General features: G+C 49.0%; 20 protein-coding genes. 19 read left to right on the top strand and 1 reads right to left on the bottom strand.

Annotation, left to right across the window (positions count from 1 at the left end; genetic code table 11):
- Positions 1 to 5: 5 nt before the first annotated feature.
- The 7 genes from L985_RS10330 (at position 6) to L985_RS10300 (ending at position 4659) form a co-directional block, all read left to right on the top strand.
- Positions 6 to 536, top strand: a complete 531-nt coding sequence (locus tag L985_RS10330) for a ReoY family proteolytic degradation factor (RefSeq protein ID WP_029342003.1) — start codon at positions 6 to 8, stop codon at positions 534 to 536.
- Between the two features lie 181 nt (positions 537 to 717).
- Entirely contained in the window at positions 718 to 1158 is a 441-nt protein-coding gene (locus L985_RS10325) for a DUF2487 family protein (protein ID WP_023468632.1), read from the top strand.
- 104 nt (positions 1159 to 1262) lie between these two features.
- Positions 1263 to 1769 (top strand): ubiquinol-cytochrome c reductase iron-sulfur subunit, encoded by a 507-nt coding sequence (locus L985_RS10320; RefSeq protein ID WP_023468631.1) that lies wholly within the window; start codon positions 1263 to 1265, stop codon positions 1767 to 1769.
- Positions 1770 to 1772: 3 nt separating this feature from the next.
- A complete protein-coding gene (gene qcrB, locus L985_RS10315) occupies positions 1773 to 2444 on the top strand; it encodes a menaquinol-cytochrome c reductase cytochrome b subunit (RefSeq protein ID WP_012370658.1) in 672 nt (223 codons plus the stop codon).
- Positions 2445 to 2484: 40 nt separating this feature from the next.
- The gene (locus L985_RS10310; RefSeq protein ID WP_029342002.1) at positions 2485 to 3276 is read left to right on the top strand and encodes a menaquinol-cytochrome c reductase cytochrome b/c subunit; all 792 of its coding nucleotides are present in this window, start codon (positions 2485 to 2487) and stop codon (positions 3274 to 3276) included.
- Positions 3277 to 3330: 54 nt separating this feature from the next.
- Positions 3331 to 3933 carry a DUF1405 domain-containing protein gene (locus L985_RS10305; RefSeq protein WP_029342001.1) on the top strand — a complete coding sequence of 201 codons (603 nt, stop codon included), beginning with the start codon at positions 3331 to 3333 and terminating at the stop codon, positions 3931 to 3933.
- 45 nt (positions 3934 to 3978) lie between these two features.
- Positions 3979 to 4659, top strand: coding sequence for a zinc metallopeptidase (locus tag L985_RS10300; RefSeq protein WP_023468628.1), 681 nt, complete (start codon positions 3979 to 3981; stop codon positions 4657 to 4659).
- Between the two features lie 42 nt (positions 4660 to 4701).
- Here L985_RS10300 and L985_RS10295 read toward each other — a convergent pair whose 3' ends face one another.
- The gene (locus tag L985_RS10295) at positions 4702 to 5589 is read right to left on the bottom strand and encodes a YitT family protein (RefSeq protein WP_029342000.1); all 888 of its coding nucleotides are present in this window, start codon (positions 5587 to 5589) and stop codon (positions 4702 to 4704) included.
- 170 nt (positions 5590 to 5759) lie between these two features.
- Between L985_RS10295 and bshA the strand changes: the two genes are divergently transcribed.
- The 12 genes from bshA to L985_RS10235 all read left to right on the top strand — a co-directional run bounded on the left by bshA (position 5760) and on the right by L985_RS10235 (position 18049).
- Positions 5760 to 6902, top strand: coding sequence for an N-acetyl-alpha-D-glucosaminyl L-malate synthase BshA (bshA, locus tag L985_RS10290; RefSeq protein WP_029341999.1), 1143 nt, complete (start codon positions 5760 to 5762; stop codon positions 6900 to 6902).
- The gene (locus L985_RS10285) at positions 6889 to 8022 is read left to right on the top strand and encodes a CCA tRNA nucleotidyltransferase (protein WP_047393896.1); all 1134 of its coding nucleotides are present in this window, start codon (positions 6889 to 6891) and stop codon (positions 8020 to 8022) included. The genes bshA and L985_RS10285 overlap by 14 nt, the downstream gene beginning before the upstream one ends.
- Complete coding sequence (locus L985_RS10280) at positions 7992 to 8954, top strand: biotin--[acetyl-CoA-carboxylase] ligase (protein ID WP_047393899.1); 963 nt, start codon at positions 7992 to 7994, stop codon at positions 8952 to 8954. The genes L985_RS10285 and L985_RS10280 overlap by 31 nt, the downstream gene beginning before the upstream one ends.
- Positions 8955 to 9211: 257 nt before the next feature.
- Complete coding sequence (gene panB, locus L985_RS10275; RefSeq protein ID WP_029341996.1) at positions 9212 to 10051, top strand: 3-methyl-2-oxobutanoate hydroxymethyltransferase; 840 nt, start codon at positions 9212 to 9214, stop codon at positions 10049 to 10051.
- Entirely contained in the window at positions 10048 to 10878 is an 831-nt protein-coding gene (gene panC / locus L985_RS10270; RefSeq protein ID WP_029341995.1) for a pantoate--beta-alanine ligase, read from the top strand. Before panB ends, panC begins: the two co-directional genes overlap by 4 nt.
- Positions 10879 to 10880: 2 nt before the next feature.
- Positions 10881 to 11264, top strand: a complete 384-nt coding sequence (panD, locus tag L985_RS10265) for an aspartate 1-decarboxylase (protein ID WP_029341994.1) — start codon at positions 10881 to 10883, stop codon at positions 11262 to 11264.
- Between the two features lie 105 nt (positions 11265 to 11369).
- The gene (gene dinG, locus L985_RS10260; protein ID WP_047394027.1) at positions 11370 to 14183 is read left to right on the top strand and encodes an ATP-dependent DNA helicase DinG; all 2814 of its coding nucleotides are present in this window, start codon (positions 11370 to 11372) and stop codon (positions 14181 to 14183) included.
- A 62-nt stretch (positions 14184 to 14245) separates the two neighbouring features.
- Positions 14246 to 14416, top strand: a complete 171-nt coding sequence (locus L985_RS10255; protein ID WP_069940825.1) for a YpmA family protein — start codon at positions 14246 to 14248, stop codon at positions 14414 to 14416.
- Positions 14413 to 14880 (top strand): hypothetical protein, encoded by a 468-nt coding sequence (locus L985_RS10250; RefSeq protein ID WP_047393903.1) that lies wholly within the window; start codon positions 14413 to 14415, stop codon positions 14878 to 14880. The genes L985_RS10255 and L985_RS10250 overlap by 4 nt, the downstream gene beginning before the upstream one ends.
- Positions 14881 to 14894: 14 nt before the next feature.
- Positions 14895 to 16076 (top strand): pyridoxal phosphate-dependent aminotransferase, encoded by a 1182-nt coding sequence (locus tag L985_RS10245; protein ID WP_029341992.1) that lies wholly within the window; start codon positions 14895 to 14897, stop codon positions 16074 to 16076.
- 29 nt (positions 16077 to 16105) lie between these two features.
- On the top strand, positions 16106 to 17395 hold the full coding sequence (asnS, locus tag L985_RS10240) for an asparagine--tRNA ligase (protein WP_197499327.1): 1290 nt from the start codon (positions 16106 to 16108) through the stop codon (positions 17393 to 17395).
- Between the two features lie 75 nt (positions 17396 to 17470).
- The gene (locus tag L985_RS10235; protein WP_029341990.1) at positions 17471 to 18049 is read left to right on the top strand and encodes a DnaD domain-containing protein; all 579 of its coding nucleotides are present in this window, start codon (positions 17471 to 17473) and stop codon (positions 18047 to 18049) included.
- The last annotated feature ends 1 nt before the right edge of the window (position 18050 follow it).

The raw sequence follows: 18050 nt of genomic DNA, 5'->3' as shown, positions 1-18050 counted from the left end.
TTGAGATGATAGAGAGAAAGCAGCGATTCTTACGCCGCATCTTGACCTATTACACGTTAAAGCGACGGGAAGCGAAATGGATCATCGATTATTGGCTGCGTAATGAGGCAAAACTCGAGCAAGTACACTTCGTCCAAAATGCGACCTTCGCACCGAAGGCAATCATCATGACGACATACGGATTCGATGCAGAACCGTTTCTCTTCAAAAAAGGGGATGTCACGACGTTAGATCCAGAAAAAGCGTATCATGACATCCGCCTGACCTCGGAAGATATCTATATCGAGTTGAACTTCCAAGGTATGATGATGGATGACGAGTATTTGTCTTTACTAGAAGAAAATCCGTTTCGCCCAGAAGTTGCTGTTGAACCGCGTTTAGCGGATGAAGCGACACATTTCATCGCGGTCACGGTCAATCGGCAGGAAGAAGAACGGTTAGTCCGCTTGATTGATGAAGCGCTAGATGCACGCGATCAACATCGGTTCCACTCCCTTTCCGAACAGTTACGGCTCGTTCGAAGTCAACTTCCTTAACAGAAGGACTCTATTGCCCAGTGCAGGCGATAGGGTCCTTTCGTATGTGAAGATTTGTGCAAAATATGAAGAAAAATAGAGTGGAATTTCATAAAACGTTCACATTAAGAGAGTAGGAGGAAATGCGGATATGATACATTAAATGTGACGAATTGTAAGTACGAAGAAAGGGGGAAATGACTTGCGTTTCAAACCATCCGACGTACAGCGGACACGAAGCGAGCAAGCGTACATCGATACGCTGATCGTGCCTTTGCTTCCGGTCGGTTTCGATGAGGCGATGCATGCTTACGCGGAATGCGCAGACATGACATTGACGGTGGCGTCCGAAGTCGAACGCCAGCTATCCGGACGGGCGTTGCTCGTTCCGGCTCTGACCTACATCGATGCACCGTCGATCGAACAGTTGGAAGGATGGCGTCAAGCGGCTGCTTCCGGGCAATTCCGTTTCATCACCTTCATCACCGCTGATTTAAGGTGGAAGGAGACTGCTGCTGAAGAGATTATCTACGTGCCACGTCTAGCTCTTGAGACGATGAGTCGTGACCAACAAGGTCAGATGGTCGGGAATTTTGTTGGACAAGTTCTCGAACAGTTAGGAAACCGTTGGACCGCGCTATGAAGCGGTTGACGCAATGATTTTATTAAGATACTATTACCATGTGAGAAATTTGTGTGAAGTACTGTCGTCTTGGGGCACAGCGTACATCACAAGGGGGGATCGAGATGGCTCAAAACGGGTCTAACGTAACACGTCGTCAGTTCTTGACGTATACATTGACAGGCGTCGGCGGTTTCATGGCGGCGACGATGGTCATGCCGATGGTCAACTTCGCAGTTGATCCAGTCCTGAAGAAATCAGGAGCAGGCGATAAAGTAAAAGTAATGAAGTTGTCGGATATCACGACAGAACCAAAACGGGTCGACTTCAAGAAACAAACGCAAGATGCATGGTATGAGTTCGAAGAAACGTTGTCAGCTTGGGTGTTCAAAGATGATAAGGGAGAAATTCTAGCCCTCTCACCAATTTGTAAACACTTAGGTTGCCAAGTCAGCTTCGGTTCAGATCCGACGCACCCGGAGCAATTCTATTGCCCATGTCACTTCGGTCGGTACACGAAGGATGGCGTCAACGTTCCAGGAACGCCTCCGACGAAACCACTCGATGGTTATGAAATGCAGCAGAAAGATGGTTTCCTCTACCTTGGTAAACCAGTCGAAAGAGGTGCGTAAGCGATGATGCAAAAAATCTATGATTGGATCGATGAGCGCGTTGACATTACGCCGCTCTGGCGAGATATCGCCGACCATGAAGTACCGGAGCACGTCAACCCGGCACATAACTTTTCAGCTTTCGTTTATTGTTTTGGCGGATTGACGTTCTTTACGATCGTCATCCAGATTCTTTCGGGGATGTTCTTGACGATGTATTATGTACCGGACATCATCAACGCACACGCGTCCGTCTACTATCTTCAAAATGAAGTCGCACACGGACAAATCGTTCGTGGTATGCACCACTGGGGTGCGTCGGTCGTTATCGTAATGTTGTTCCTACATACATTACGTGTCTTCTTCACTGGTTCATACAAAAAACCACGTGAATTGAACTGGGTCGTCGGAGTTCTCTTGTTCTTCGTCGTCTTAGCTCTCGGTCTGACAGGATACCTATTGCCTTGGGACATGAAAGCGTTGTTCGCGACAAAAGTTACGATTCAGATTGCTGAAAGTATTCCGGTCATCGGTGGTATCGCGAAGACCCTCCTTGCGGGTGGAGAAATCGTCGGCGCAAGTACAATCGCTCGATTCTTTGCGATTCACGTCTTCTTCCTTCCTGCAGCATTGTTCGTCTTGCTCGGGGCCCACTTCATGATGATCCGTAAACAAGGGATCTCTGGACCACTTTAAACCGACTATCATCTAGACAACAAAAAAGGGGGAGAACACGATGCATCGTGGTAAAGGAATGAAATTCGTCACCGATTCACGGGTGTCGATCAACAACCGGATGCCGAACAAGTCGAAAGACTACTCGGAATATCCAGGTCGAACGGAAGCGTTCTGGCCAAACTTCTTACTTCGCGAATGGATGGTTGGAGCGGTCTTCTTGATCGGCTTCATGACACTGACAATCGTAGAAGCAGCACCACTTCAAAACATTGCCGATCCGACGAATACGTCGTACATTCCACTTCCGGACTGGTACTTCCTATTCCTCTATCAGCTCTTGAAATACCAATTCGCTGCAGGTCCATACATCTTGATGGGTACGGTCATCCTTCCAGGTCTTGCGTTCACAGCACTTCTCGTCGCGCCATGGCTCGACCAAGGTCTTGAACGTCGTCCTGCGAAACGTCCGATCGCAGTCAGCATGATGCTCCTCGCAGTCGTCTCGATCGTCTTCTTGACATGGGAATCTGTTCAAACGACTCACTGGGATACAATCCATAAACAAGGTGAGTTGACGATGAACGAAGGACCAAAAATTGATACATCGGCAAAAGGATACGAAATTTATTCGAACCAGTCATGTGTCAACTGTCACGGTAAAAACCTCGAGGGTGGAGCAGCAGCTCCGGCACTCGTTGGTACGAAGAAGACAGAAGAAGAGATTTATGAAATCGCAGATAAAGGTATCGGTTCGATGCCTGCTGGTCAGTACAAAGGATCAGATGCGGATCGTAAAGAACTCGCGAAATTCATCGCTTCATACGGTGAAGGCGGCGAAAACAATAAATAAGACAAAAGCCGGGGGAGCAATCCTCCGGCTTTTGTCGATGATGAGGTGAAACGATTGCAAGGTATTTTGACATTACTCCGCCATAAAGCAGTACTCTGGATCGTCGGATTGATCAACTTAGCAGGAACGATCTACGGCTACATCTGGTATGAACCGCAACTTGCGACATCGAAGTGGTATTACTATCCGTTCATTCCGGATAGCCCGACCGCCTCTCTCTTCTTTACGATCATCGTCATTCTCTGGATCTTTGGACGACGTTCCCGACTGTTTGAAGCGCTCGCGTTCGTGACATTGATTAAATATGGCGTCTGGGCAGTCGTCATGAATGCGTTGATGTTGAATCAACTCGGAATGGAGAATGCGACCTTAACGGCGATGGCACTGATGTTGATGGTGTCGCACGGAGCGATGGCGTTCCAGGCATTGTTATACAGTCCGCTGATGACGTTTCGCGTCAAGGAGCTCGTCCTCGTCGCCATCTGGGTCATCCACAACGATGTCGTCGATTATGTCCTCGGACAATGGCCGCGCTATCCGGCGCTTGCGGAGCACATTCAGTGGATCGGATACGGCTCCTTTTGGTTGACCGGATTATGTCTTTTGATGGGATATCTGCTTGTCGCACGCGATTCAATTGACAATAAGATCACTTGAACATAAAATAGACCTATAATCAAAAAAAGAAAGGAACGATGTCTCGTGGCAAACTATTTGATCTATCTCGCGATCATCATCATCGTCCCGATTTGGGCTCAGATGCGGGTGCGGAGCACCTATAAAAAATATCAAGATGTTCCGATTCAGAGTGGGGTGACGGGAGCGCAGGTCGCCGACTTCATCATGAAGCAGAACGGGATCACGAACGTCCGTCTCGAGCCGATTGGTGGAACGATGTCCGACCATTATGACCCGACGAACAAAGTCGTTCGTTTGTCGGAAGACGTCTATTACGGTTCGACGGTCTCAGCCGTTTCGATTGCAGCACACGAAATCGGTCACGTCATTCAAGATGCGACGGATTACAATATGATGCGTGTCCGTCACCGGATCGCACCTGTCGCGTCGATTACGTCGAACTTATCGTTCCCACTGTTGTTGATTGGTCTATTTGCCGGTTTCAGTGGTCTTGCGATGCTGGGTGTCGTCTTGATGCTTGGTGCCGTCATCTTCCAACTCGTCACGTTACCAGTTGAGTTTGATGCCTCGAATCGAGCGATGGCGCAGTTGACGGAGCATGGTATCATTGATGCCGAAGAAGAACGTGGTTCACGTCGTGTCTTGAACGCAGCGGCTTGGACGTACGTCGCAGCAACACTCGTTGCCGTCGCCGAGTTTCTTCGTCTTGCACTGCTCGTCTTCAACCCATCAAGTGATGATTAAACAGAAAAACACGGATTGCTCAAGTGAGCGATCCGTGTTTTTTTACGTTTCTTTGATTGGGACCCGGTTTTCGTCGAACGTGAAGCCTTCTCCCGTTACTTCATAAACGTCATGTAAGGTAATGAAAGCATGTTGATCGACACTTTTTACAAGTGTCTTCAAGCGATTGATTTCATTACGAGCGACGACGACGTACAATACTTCGAGATCTCGTCCGGAGTAACCGCCTTTTGCGATCAGACGGGTCGTGCCACGATTCATTGTCGCATGAATGCCGTCTGCAATCTCCGTCCGGTGATCACTGATGATCATCGCTGCTTTACCAGCATAAGTGCCCTCTTGCATCCAATCGATGACACGGGCGCCGACGTAGACGGCAAGTAACGTATACATCGCTTGTTTGTAATCGAGATACGTCAAGGATGCGACGATGACGAAGAAATCAAAGATTAAGAATGTTCGACCGATCGACCAACCGAAGTAGCGTTTCGTCAAACGCGCGATGATATCGACGCCACCTGTCGTACCGCCGTTGTTGAAAATGATACCAAGACCCACGCCGATGAATACACCTGCAAAGAGCGCGGCAAGCACCATATCGTCACGCAGGTCGATGACAAGAGGTGAATATTTGGCAATCAATCCATACCAGAAGGAAAAACTGAATGTACCGATCAACGTGTAGACGAAGGTCGTTCGACCAAGAATCTTATAACTGACGAAAAAAAGTGGGACATTCAACACTAAGTTCGTGATCGATGGAGACCATCCGAACAGTCCTTTTAAGATTAAGGTAATCCCAGTAAAACCGCCTTCTGCTAACTCGTTTTGAACGTTAAAATGATAAATACCAAAAGCAAAGATGAATGACCCGACCAAAATCCAGAAAATGTTCTGGATCCGAATCGGAAATTGGAATGGAGGTGCCATTTCCGTATGCTCCTTTCAAATCAAGACTCTTTCTCTAGGGTAACGGCACGGTCGGAAAAAGACTAGCTTTTCCTATGAAAATCAGTCGAAAAGTGATCAGTATGGTCATTCCGATCGATATTGCTTAGAATAGAGACGAATAGAAGTCATAAAGAGAGTGTGGTCTTATCATGAAAAAAGCAATTGGGATTCTTTGTTATCCTTCCGTCGGCGGGAGTGGGGTCGTCGCAACGGAACTTGGTATGAAACTAGCAGATCGTGGACATGACGTTCACTTCATTACATCCAGCATGCCGTTTCGGCTGACAGAATATCGTCCAAACATCACGGTACACTTGGTTGAAGTCAACCAGTACTCCGTCTTTAAATATCCACCATACGACATTACGTTGGCGTCAAAAGTCGCAGAAATCATTGATTTATTTGATCTTGATGTCATCCATGCCCATTACGCCGTTCCGCACGCGGTCTGTGCAGATCTCGGACGAAACATGGCAAAGAAAAAAGGTGTCGCCGTCGTGACGACGTTACACGGAACGGACATCACCGTCATCGGGCAAGACTTAGAGATGCAACCGGCAATTCGTTACGGTATCGAACGATCAGACGCGGTCACGGCCGTCTCAGAGAGTCTAGCGCTTGAGACGAATGCGACGCTCAACGCACACTACGACATCGATGTCATTGCGAACTCGATTGATGAGAGTGTCTATTATCCGATGCGGGATGAACGCTTGAAGCGGCATTACGGCATCGAAGCGGACGAAGTCGTCGTCATTCATATCTCGAACTTCCGACCGGTCAAACGAATTGATGATACGCTTGCAGCGTTCGCCATTGCAGCGAAAGATCGGAAGATGCGTCTCTTACTTGTCGGGGATGGTCCAGAGATGGGACAAACGAGACGTCGCGCAAAGGAACTCGGCATTTACGACAAAGTGATCTTTGCTGGTAAACAGGAACACGTCGCGCAGTTGCTCGCCATCAGTGATATTCATGTTCTGTTGTCGGAAAAAGAAGCATTCGGACTCGTCGTCCTTGAGGCGATGGCAATTGGAGTCCCGAGTGTTGTCTCGACAGCAGGTGGCTTACCGGAAGTCATACAAGACGGCGTAACCGGGTATATCGTTCCAACCTACGACGTCAAAGTAGCTGCGGCACGAATCGGTGAACTCGCAGATGATTCGATGTTACGGGAGCGAATGGCAGAAGAGGGCATTCGCGATACGCGTCGTCGTTTTGATTCGAACGAGATCGTCCGCCGTTATGAACAAGTCTATGAACGGGTGTGTGCGCGTCATGAACTTGCTTGAAGGTGCACATCACATCATTAAAACAATCGAGCAGGCGGGCGGTGAAGCCTATATCGTCGGTGGTGCCGTTCGTGATATGTTGCTCGACCGGACACCTGGAGACTACGATTTAGCGAGCTCGATGTTACCGGAACAAATCATCGACTTATTCCCTGTCGTCATTCCGACAGGACTTGAGCATGGAACCGTAACGGTCGTACTCAACCACGTGCCGTACGAGATCACGACGTTCCGCTCGGAAGCAACGTATAGCGATCGCCGGCGACCGGATGCGGTGACGCTTGGTGTCAGTTTGGAAGAGGATTTGACCCGGCGCGACTTTACAATCAACGCGATGGCACTCAGACCAACTGGTCGCGTCGATCTATTCGGAGGAGCGCGTGACATCGAAGAGCGGATCATCCGGACGGTCGGCAAACCGACCGAACGTTTTAATGAAGATGCGCTTCGGATGATGCGGGCGTTCCGCTTCATGAGTCAACTGGACTTCTCGCTTGACGAGGCGACGGAACAAGCAATTAAGGAACTTGCCCCACATTTAGCGGCCGTTGCGATTGAGCGGATCGCGATCGAGTTCGAGAAGCTCTTACTTGGTCCGGGAAAACAGCGGGCGTTACAGGCGATGCTACGCACTGGCATCGAACGCTATTTACCCGGCATGACTTCAGAAATCGTCAAAGGACTTGCGCAGCAGTCGCTTCGGGGTGTTTCAAAAGATGCCGTCTGGACACTCGTGCTCGATGCGGGTCTTGCGCGAGACCAATTGACGCGCTGGAAACGATCGAAACATCAAGTCCAGCTCGCTACGCGTTTGGCACCCCTGTTGCATCGACCGTTACAGGACTGGGATCGTTATCAATTGTCGGACTCAGAACTGACGACTCTTCGGGAAATGACGGGAAAGCATTATCCGGATCGTTCGGATTTACCGATTCGTGGTCGCAAAGAGCTCGCTGTCGACGGAAAAGATATGATCCGCCTCGGTCTTCAAAAGCAACAGATCAAGGAAGCGCTCTTGCACTTGGAGAATAGCGTCGTCATGAGATCTTGTCCAAACGACCGAACGGCATTAATGGAGGAGGTAGAGCGATGGCGCACTCAGTCCGAGAACAAATCTTGATCGCACTTCGTAAGCGGACGTGGTATTCCGGACAAGAATTAGCAGAGACGTTAAATATTTCACGTACCGCTATTTGGAAGCATATGCAAATTTTAAAAGAAGAAGGATACCAGATCATCTCAAATAAAAAACAAGGTTATCAATTAGTCGATGAAGGCGATTTGCTAACGCCGATTGCCATTGAACAATGGTTAACGACAGCGTGTCTTGGTCGCCACCTCCTTCATTTCGAAGAACTGGATACAACGCAACGGATTGCACATGAACAAGCGCAACAGCATGCGCCAGAAGGAACACTCGTCGTATGCGATCACCAAACGAATGGACGCGGACAGCTAGGGAGAACGTGGCATGAGGCGAAAAATGAAGGCATCGCGATGAGTCTACTCGTCCGACCAGATGTACCGATGCATCAAGCAGGTCAATTAACACTTGTAGCAGGTATTGCACTTGCACAGTCTCTCCGGACATTCGATGTTCCGGTTACGATTAAATGGCCGAACGACATCTTGATTAACGGTCGTAAGGTAGCAGGCATCTTGACGGAAATGCAGACCGAGGCGGACCGGATTAGTTCGGTCATCATCGGCATCGGCATCAATGTCCATCACGAACAGTTTCCCGAAGACATCAAAGATCGTGCTACCTCGCTTGTCCGAGAATCAGGAAGAACTTTCCGACGTGCGGAAGTCGTCGCGACGTTTTTGAATCGATTTGAACGACTATACACGCAGTGGCTCGAGCTAGGGTTCGGATCTTTCGTCTCCGAGTGGGAAACACTCGCTGACCGCTTACATGAACAAGTGACACTACGGACACGTCAGGCGACCGCTTCCGGAACATTGCTCGGTATTGACGAGACGGGTACGATTCGGATTAAGACGGAAACAGGTGAGACCCGTTTCCATTCAGCAGAGCTGATTTACTGGTAAAAAGAATAAGGGTTTGAATCAGACGGTTTGCAGAGAGCTTTTCCCGTCATGTATAATAAAGCCACGGATGGTATCCGCTCATCGGAACCATACCGAATTGACAGGTGCCAGTTTTAGCTGTTTCAACTGCCTTGATCTTAACGGACAGGGACAGAAGGACGATATTCAATTATTCCGCCTTCTTTTCCGCATGCATTTATTTTGGAGAAGAAGGCGTTTTCCTTTTGTCCTCCCTACACACGTAAGGAGAGAACACAATGCACACAATGGGTCCATTATTGAAAAAACAACAAGCTGGAGAGAAGCTTGTCATGTTGACGGCGTATGATTATCCTTCAGCAAAACTATCGGAGGCAGCAGGGGTTGATATGTTGCTCGTCGGCGATTCCCTCGGGAACGTCATCCTCGGCTATGATTCAACGATTGCCGTCACGGTCGACGACATGGTTCATCATGCGCGTGCCGTTCGCCGCGGCGCACCACAGACGTTCATGATCGTCGATATGCCGTTCGCAAGCTATCATGGTTCATTTGATCGCACGCTTGAATCAGCAGCCCGCATCTTCCAAGAATCACAGGCAGATGCCTTGAAACTAGAAGGGGCAGGGGAAATCTTAAAGACGATTCGTCGTTTGACGGATGCTGGGATGCCTTGCGTCGCGCATCTCGGATTAACACCACAATCCGTTGGCGTTCTTGAAGGATTCAAGGTCCAGGGGAAATCACTAGAAGCAGCCGAACAACTGATTGCAGACAGTTTGGAAGCAGAGCGTGCCGGAGCGAAGATGCTCGTGCTCGAGTGTGTGCCGCATCCGCTCGCGAAACGGATTCAAGAGCTCCTCTCGATTCCCGTCATCGGAATCGGTGCCGGCGCAGAAGTCGCCGGTCAAGTACTTGTCTATCATGACATCTTGACGTATGGCGTCGGTCGTTTACCGAAGTTTGTTAAAGCGTACACGGACTGGAATACTTCAGGAACGGAAGCAATCGCAGCTTACGTCAAAGACGTCAAAGCCGGTGCCTTCCCTGAACTAGCACATTCGTTCCAGATGGACGAAGAACTGATTGGTGCGCTTTATGGAGGGAACAAGGAATGAAGATTATCGAGGACGTCCAGACGTTACGCGAACATTTAGCGGGAGCCGGTTCAATCGGTTTTGTACCGACGATGGGATTCTTGCATGAAGGGCATGCTTCCTTGCTCAAACAAGCACGACAAGAAAATGATGTCGTCGTCTTGAGTATTTTCGTCAACCCGACACAATTCGGACCAAACGAAGATTTGGATCGTTATCCACGAGACGCAGAACGGGATCAGAAAATCGCGGAGGCAGAAGGAGTCGATTATCTGTTCTATCCGACGAACGAGACGATGTATCCGCTGGATATGGCCCGTGTTACGGTCCGCTCCGGTGATGATGTCTTATGCGGCGCATCACGACCAGGGCATTTTGACGGTGTCTTGACGGTCGTCAGTAAACTGTTGAACGTCGTCCGTCCAACCCGTGCGTATTTCGGTCTGAAGGATGCACAACAGCTCGCATTGATCGAAGCGTATGTCGCTGATTACTTTGTTCCGGTTGAGATTGTCCGTTGCCCAATCATTCGCGAAGCAGATGGTCTAGCGAAATCGTCACGTAATGTCTATCTATCGGAAACAGAACGTGCGCAAGCACCGGGAATCCAGCAAGCGTTACAACAAGCGAAACAAGCACTCGATCAAGGGGTGCCGGTTGAAACGGTTCTCGAGCAGACTCGCGAAGCACTTCAATTCGAGGGGACCACGATCGATTACGTCGAAGCTGTCGACTATCCATCACTACGACCTGTCACTGAACAAACGACTACGATTCTCTTAGCTGTCGCCGTGCAGTTCGCATCGGCACGCTTGATCGATAATTTACTATATACGAGAGGAGCATGACGATGTTACGCACATTCATGCACGCTAAACTACACAAGGCCCGGGTCACCGAGGCAAACTTACACTATGTTGGTTCGATTACGATTGATGAAGATTTACTCGATGCTGTCGGAATTCTTGAAAATGAAAAAGTCCAAGTGACGAACAACCAGAACGGTGCGCGGATTGAAACGTATGCGATCAAAGGTGCGCGCGGTTCAGGTGTCATCTGTTTAAACGGTGCGGCAGCACGTCATTTCCAAGTCGGGGATGAGGTCATCATCATGGCGTATGCGCAATTGTCGACGGAAGAAATCGCGACACATGTCCCAAAAGTGGCTGTTCTAAATGAGCAGAACGACATCAAACAAATGTTATCTCAAGAAATCGCCCACACGATCTTATGAAATTTTAGAGACCCGATCATGTCAGCGGGTCTCTTTTTTTGTTAAGATGAAGAATGAGATGCCGTCCGATCATGGAGAGGATGGATAAAAGGTGGAGGATCAGTGTTGAAGAAAAAGTACGTCGTAGTCGACCTGGAAACGACAGGTCATTCCATAAAGGCTGGCGATGAGATGATTGAGATCGGCATGGCGGTCATTGAAGACGGGCAGTTGACAGAACAATTTTCTGCCTTCGTGCGTCCGACCCAACCGATTCCTCCGTTCATTTCCCAGTTGACGGGCATCACAGATGAGGATGTCAAAGAGGCCGAGACATTCGATGTCATCGCACCGCGTGTCTTATCATTGCTCGATGGTGGTGTCTTCGTCGCACATAATGTGCAGTTCGATTTAAACTTCTTAAACGATGCGTTAGAAGAGGAAGGATACTTGCCGTACACAGGTCCTGTCATTGATACGGTCGAACTCGCACGAATCTTACTTCCGACAGCAGAAAGCCACGCGCTGTCGCATCTGTCAGAGTCATTACACCTTGCCCATCAAGAGGCGCACCGGGCAGGGAGTGACGCTTCGGCGACGGCTGAATTGTTGCTTGAACTACTCAAACGACTACATACGTTGCCGCTTGAGACATTGAAGCACTTAAGACGTTTATCACCGCGCCTGTTCAGTGCCATCGAAGAGGAAATCGACCATGCGATTCGTTTAGTCGGTATCGAAGAGGATGAGCGATTCGATCGTTTTCGAAAAATCGCTTTGAAAAAACGCCAGACGATAGAGCGGTTGGCACATCCACCCGTCCTTGAACCGTTTGGACCATTCGTTGATGAATTGAATGCCGTCACGTTCCCTCGTCTATTCGAAGGATATGAAGAGCGACGTGGGCAGCTCGAGATGATGCGTCATGTCTATCAATCGCTCGATCAAGAAACACCGTTGCTCGTCGAAGCAGGGACGGGAACAGGAAAATCGCTCGGTTATCTTGTGCCTGCAGCGCATTACGCACTCGAACATGAAGTACCGATCGTTGTCAGTACGCACACGATTCAATTGCAGGAGCAATTGTTCGCGCGTGATTTACCGCTCTTGCGTCAGCTGTTCGAGGCACCGGTCCAGATTGCATTACTTAAGGGACGAAGTAACTACATTGATTTACGGAAATTCGAATTTTTCTTGAATGATCAAGAGGATGCCTATAACTTCACGCTCGCAAAAGCGATTCTGCTCGTCTGGTTGACGGAAACAGAAACGGGAGATTTAGAAGAAGTCAGCTTACCAGGCGGTGCTGCGCAAGGCAATATCGGCATCAAACAGTTGATCCAGTCTGATAGCCAATCGCAGCTTGGACGGTTTGACCCATGGTACAGCCGGGACTTCTTCCAACACGCGATTCGCCAGGCAAAGGATGCGACGATTATCGTTACGAACCACGCCTTGTTGTTTAGTGACCTTCAATTCGAGGCAGGGGTCTTACCGAAAGGAAGTCCGTTGATTCTTGATGAGGCGCACCAAATCGAAGAAGTCGCGAGTCATCACTTTGGTCTCATCTTTGATGGACATACGTTTGATCGTCTGTTCCGACAACTCGGATATTCGTCCGACAAAAAATTGTTACACCGCTTGCTCGATCTGTCGGAAGAATGGGACATCGCCGAGATGGTCGAAGCCCATAGTGAGACAGTCGATGAGGCGTTGACGACATTGCTCGAAGAGGCGGACGGGCTGTTGATGATCATTCAAGCGTACGGGCTCGAACTGGCTTCCCGCAAAGCACGTCGGGAAGGGATGGTCAGCATTCGCTTCAAGCGACTCGACCGTTCGATGCGTGCTGTTCAAGAGAGTGCCAAGCGGGTTGAATTAGTGTTGCGTCGTTTGCGTCAAGCAATCCGTGCGATTCATAAACTATTCCACGAACACCGTGAGCAGATGAGTTATCGGGAGCGTTCACTCGTCGCGGATTTAAAAGCGATCACGTCTCAAATCGAAGAAGCGGAGCTCGCCATCTTCGAGACAATGCTTGCTCCGCACGACGATACGGTATCTTGGATCGAAACGTCCGTTAAGAATCGAAAACTGACACGCGTGTATACACAACCAATCGATATTTCAGAGCGACTACGTCGCGATGTCTTTTCGAAACGGACGTGTATCCTGACGTCTGCGACGTTGACCGTCTCGAACAAGTTCCAATTCATTGAGAACCGATTAGGACTTGATGCGTTTGAGACACGTCGATTCGTCGTTCCGTCACCATTCGGATATGCCGATAACGTGCGATTGATGATTCCGACGGATCTTCCGCTCCTACAGGATGTGCCATTGCCGGAATTCGCAGAGACGATTGCAGAAGCCATCTTACAAATCGCAGAGGTGACGGAAGGGCGGATGCTCGTCTTATTTACGTCAAACGATTTACTTCGACTGACGCATGAAGCGACGAAGCCGTTACTACCTGACCGGTTTACGTTACTCTCGCAAGGGGTCACGCAAGGTTCACGGCAACGACTGATGAAACAATTCAAACAACTCGACGCCTGTATCTTGTTCGGAACAGCTAGTTTTTGGGAAGGGGTCGATATCCCAGGAGATGACCTCAGTTGTCTCGTCATCGTCCGGCTTCCGTTTGCACCACCGGACCAACCGATTGTCCAGGCACGTTCGGAACGGATCGAAAAACTCGGGAAATCATCATTCTTCGAATACAGTTTACCGCAAGCCATCATTCGCTTTAAGCAAGGATTTGGTCGCTTGATCCGGACGACGAACGACCGAGGTGTCGTCTTCGTACTCGATCGACGGATCGAGACGACACGTTATGGAAAACGGTTCGTTACGAGTCTGCCGAAAGTGCCTGTTTTATCAAAACCACTTGATGAACTAACGGCAGAACTAGAATTGTTCTTGAATGATGGCGATTGAGTCTATTCAGATAAACCCTATCGCATTATAATAGATAGAGAAAAATGAGGGAGGACATACAGATGGATTCAAAAATTGAAACACTTGCGACCGTCAAAGTGAACCGCCATGAGGATACGTATAAAATCGTAGACTTGTTGAATCGGACACTGAAAACGGAAGATTTAATGTTCGGTCTTGCTCTCGATGAAAAAGACAAGGAGCAGATGGTCTTCACCATCTACCGCACATGAAGTGGAAAATCACGCTCGGTCTGCTGAGTGCACTCATCCTTTTGACTGTGCTTGGCACCGCCGTTTATCAGGTGACGATTGCTGAGGCAAAAGACCGGGAACAGAGCGTCGCCGAGCAAGCAGAGGCACGTCTGAAAAAAGAACTCAAACCGACGGACGTCCGGTTCGAGTCTGTCTTTAACGGGAAACGTCAATATGTCGTTTTTACGATGAAGCAGAACGAACAGGCGGTACGGGCGTTCGTTCCGAAAAAAGGAACGATTGAGACACGACCGGTTGCTGATGGTATTGCCATCAAAACGGTCATCGCGGATCATCCAGAACTCGGAGACATCGTGTCTGCTAAGTACGGATTTGAGGATCGTGCCGTCATCGAGATCGTTTCAAAGACGTCGACAGGCTATGATTATTCGTATTACACGTATCAAGAAGGTTCTTTCATCAAACGATTACGAATCAAGTAAAGGGAGTGGGCGACATGTTATCGAAACGCGTACGACAATTGACACCATCTACAACGCTAGCCATCACAGCGAAAGCCAAGGCACTACGTGAAGAAGGTCAAGACATCATCGGTTTAGGTGCGGGAGAGCCCGACTTCAATACACCGGAATTCATCATCCAAGCAGCATTCGAGGCAGCAGAAGCGGGCGATACGAAGTATACGCCGTCTGGCGGAACGGTTGCCTTGAAGGATGCGATCATCGAAAAGACACGCCGGGACTTATGGATGTCATACGAACGCTCGGAAGTCATGGTCGCTTCAGGAGCAAAGCATGCACTATCAACGTTGTTCCAAGCGATTCTTGATCCAGGCGATGAAGTCATCGTCCCAGCACCATACTGGGTCAGTTACCCGGAGCAAATTAAACTCAGTGACGGTGTACCGGTCATTTTAGAAACGGACGAATCGTCTCGCTTCAAAGTGACTCGGGAATTGCTTGAGCAACACATTACTCCAAAAACGAAAGCACTCGTCTTGAATTCACCATCGAATCCGACAGGAATGGTCTATTCGAAAGAAGAGCTCGAGATGGTAGCAGATGTTGCGATCAAGCACGATCTACTCGTCATCAGTGACGAGATTTATGAAAAGTTGCTCTATAACGGTGCGACACATATCTCGATCGCGTCCTTGCCAGAAATGCGCGAACGGACGGTCATCATCAATGGTGTCTCGAAATCGCATGCGATGACAGGCTGGCGGATTGGGTATGCAATCGGACCGAAGGAAATCATCTCAGCGATGACGAACTTAGCGAGCCATTCGACGTCGAACCCGACATCGATTGCGCAAGCAGCATCGGTTGCTGCGTATGCAGAAGGCGATGCACCGGTCGAAGCGATGCGTGTCATCTTTGAAGAACGACTTGAGAAAATCTATGCACGACTCAATGAAATCAAAGGATTGACGTGCTTGAAGCCGGAAGGGGCATTCTATTTGTTCCCACATGCAAAGCAAGCTGCTGAGATGTGTGGATTCGATAATGTCGACGACTGGTGTACAGCTGTTTTATCTGAAGCGAAGGTCGCCTTGATTCCAGGTTCAGGATTTGGTGCACCGGACTATGTCCGCCTATCTTACGCGACGGACCCGGCACGTGTCTTAGAAGCACTCGACCGGATTGAAGGATTCATCACGGCACATACAGCCGTTTAATAGAGAGAGGATGTTGACTGTTGAAAGCAATGATTCGAGATGTAAACAAATATGTAGGAGAAGAAGTGACGATCGGGTGTTGGTTAGCAAACAAACGCTCAAGCGGTAAGATCGCTTTTCTCCAGCTTCGGGATGGCTCTGGATTCATGCAGGGTGTCGTCGTCAAGGAAACGGTCGGCGAAGACTTATTTAAACAAGCAAAAGGCTTAACGCAGGAATCGTCACTTTGGGTGACAGGTGTCATCAAATCAGATGGCGGTCGGACAGCGATCGGTCACGAAATGGAAATCTCTAAGATTGAGCTCATCCATGAAGCAGTCGATTATCCGATCACTCCAAAAGCACACGGAACGGATTTCTTGATGGACAACCGTCACCTCTGGTTGCGTTCAAAGCGTCAACATGCGGTCATGGTCGTTCGGAACGAATTGATTCGAGCAACGTACGAATTCTTCAACCAAGAAGGATTCATTAAAGTGGATCCACCAATCTTGACAGGTAGCGCGCCAGAAGGAACGACAGAATTGTTCCACACGAAATATTTCGATGAAGATGCGTACCTTTCACAATCTGGTCAGCTCTACATGGAAGCGGCAGCAATGGCACTTGGAAAGGTCTTCTCGTTCGGTCCAACGTTCCGTGCTGAAAAATCAAAAACACGTCGTCACTTGATCGAATTCTGGATGATGGAGCCTGAGATGGCATTCCACGACCACGAGATGAACCTCGAAGTCCAAGAAAACTACGTTTCGCACCTCGTGCAATCGGCACTCAAAAACTGTCGTGCGGAACTCGAATTGCTTGGTCGTGACTTGACGGTCCTTGAGAATATCAACGCACCGTTCCCACGCGTCAAGTATACGGAAGCAATTGACATGCTCAAGGAGCAAGGATTCGACGATATCGAATTCGGCGATGACTTTGGTGCACCACACGAGACAGCAATCGCGAACAGCTTCGCACGTCCTGTCTTCATCACGCACTGGCCAAAAGCGATCAAACCGTTCTACATGAAAGAAGATCCGGAAAACCCAGACTTCGTTTTATGTGATGATTTGATTGCCCCTGAAGGATACGGGGAAATCGTCGGTGGTTCACAACGTGAAGAAGATCATGAGAAACTTCTCGCGGAGATGAAGAAACACGGACTTGACGAGACGGGTGCTTATAAATGGTATCTTGAAACACGTCAATACGGTTCTGTGCCACACAGTGGTTTCGGTCTTGGTTTAGAGCGGACAGTCGCTTGGATCACAGGCGTCGAGCACGTTCGGGAAACGATTCCGTTCCCACGTCTGCTGAACCGTCTCTATCCTTAAGCAGTAAAGAAAAACATCGACCCATCGTCTCGACGGGTCGATTTCTTGTTTAGACTAGAGAATCGAGGAAATACGATGAATCATAATTTAGTGCAATTATTTGAAGAAGGGACCGTCGTCTTACCGAAACGATTGTTCACCGAGGCAAAACGATTAGGCATCAGTTTTGTCGAGTTCACGTTGATTGGTCAACTGTTTGCTTGTCGGGCGGAAGGCATGGAGATGCCGTCACCGGAAGAGTTAAGCAATCGACTCGGACTATCAGAGACGGAAACGATCGAGACGACTCTCGGTTTATTGCAAAAAGGATTATTGGCTATGGAAAACGTCAACGGATCAGAACGTTATTCGCTTGTTCCGCTGTACGAAAAGCTGATGGCACCACCGGAACAGGAAACACCGAACTTTGATACGATCAATCCGTCCGTCTTCCAACAATTTGAACGGGAACTCGGGATGATGTCACCGTTTCAGATGGAGCAGATCATTCAGTGGTTGACGATTGAGAACATTTCGGAAGAACTGGTGCTTGCCGCACTTCGAGAAGCGGTCTATCATAATGTCCGTAAAATGACTTATATCAATCAAATTTTACGGACGTGGGAACGTGAAGGGATCAAGACGCTCGAGGATCTCGCAGGGCGGGGAGGTTGAG

The sequence above is a fragment of the Exiguobacterium sp. ZWU0009 genome (genome assembly GCF_000798935.2).
GTDB classification, from domain to species: domain Bacteria; phylum Bacillota; class Bacilli; order Exiguobacteriales; family Exiguobacteriaceae; genus Exiguobacterium_A; species Exiguobacterium_A acetylicum.
Note: the sequence above shows the minus strand (reverse complement) of the source record. Positions and strands in the feature narration are given on the sequence as shown.

Excerpts from the sequence above, each read along its gene's own strand:
- L985_RS10330 (WP_029342003.1), top strand. The coding sequence starts at position 6 with ATGATAGAGAGAAAGCAGCGATTCTTACGCCGCATCTTGACCTATTAC.
- L985_RS10320 (WP_023468631.1), top strand. The coding sequence starts at position 1,263 with ATGGCTCAAAACGGGTCTAACGTAACACGTCGTCAGTTCTTGACGTAT.
- qcrB (WP_012370658.1), top strand. The coding sequence starts at position 1,773 with ATGATGCAAAAAATCTATGATTGGATCGATGAGCGCGTTGACATTACG.
- L985_RS10310 (WP_029342002.1), top strand. The coding sequence starts at position 2,485 with ATGCATCGTGGTAAAGGAATGAAATTCGTCACCGATTCACGGGTGTCG.
- L985_RS10295 (WP_029342000.1), bottom strand. The coding sequence starts at position 5,589 with ATGGCACCTCCATTCCAATTTCCGATTCGGATCCAGAACATTTTCTGG.
- bshA (WP_029341999.1), top strand. The coding sequence starts at position 5,760 with ATGAAAAAAGCAATTGGGATTCTTTGTTATCCTTCCGTCGGCGGGAGT.
- L985_RS10285 (WP_047393896.1), top strand. The coding sequence starts at position 6,889 with ATGAACTTGCTTGAAGGTGCACATCACATCATTAAAACAATCGAGCAG.
- L985_RS10280 (WP_047393899.1), top strand. The coding sequence starts at position 7,992 with ATGGCGCACTCAGTCCGAGAACAAATCTTGATCGCACTTCGTAAGCGG.
- panB (WP_029341996.1), top strand. The coding sequence starts at position 9,212 with ATGCACACAATGGGTCCATTATTGAAAAAACAACAAGCTGGAGAGAAG.
- panC (WP_029341995.1), top strand. The coding sequence starts at position 10,048 with ATGAAGATTATCGAGGACGTCCAGACGTTACGCGAACATTTAGCGGGA.
- panD (WP_029341994.1), top strand. The coding sequence starts at position 10,881 with ATGTTACGCACATTCATGCACGCTAAACTACACAAGGCCCGGGTCACC.
- L985_RS10255 (WP_069940825.1), top strand. The coding sequence starts at position 14,246 with ATGGATTCAAAAATTGAAACACTTGCGACCGTCAAAGTGAACCGCCAT.
- L985_RS10250 (WP_047393903.1), top strand. The coding sequence starts at position 14,413 with ATGAAGTGGAAAATCACGCTCGGTCTGCTGAGTGCACTCATCCTTTTG.
- L985_RS10245 (WP_029341992.1), top strand. The coding sequence starts at position 14,895 with ATGTTATCGAAACGCGTACGACAATTGACACCATCTACAACGCTAGCC.
- asnS (WP_197499327.1), top strand. The coding sequence starts at position 16,106 with ATGATTCGAGATGTAAACAAATATGTAGGAGAAGAAGTGACGATCGGG.
- L985_RS10235 (WP_029341990.1), top strand. The coding sequence starts at position 17,471 with ATGAATCATAATTTAGTGCAATTATTTGAAGAAGGGACCGTCGTCTTA.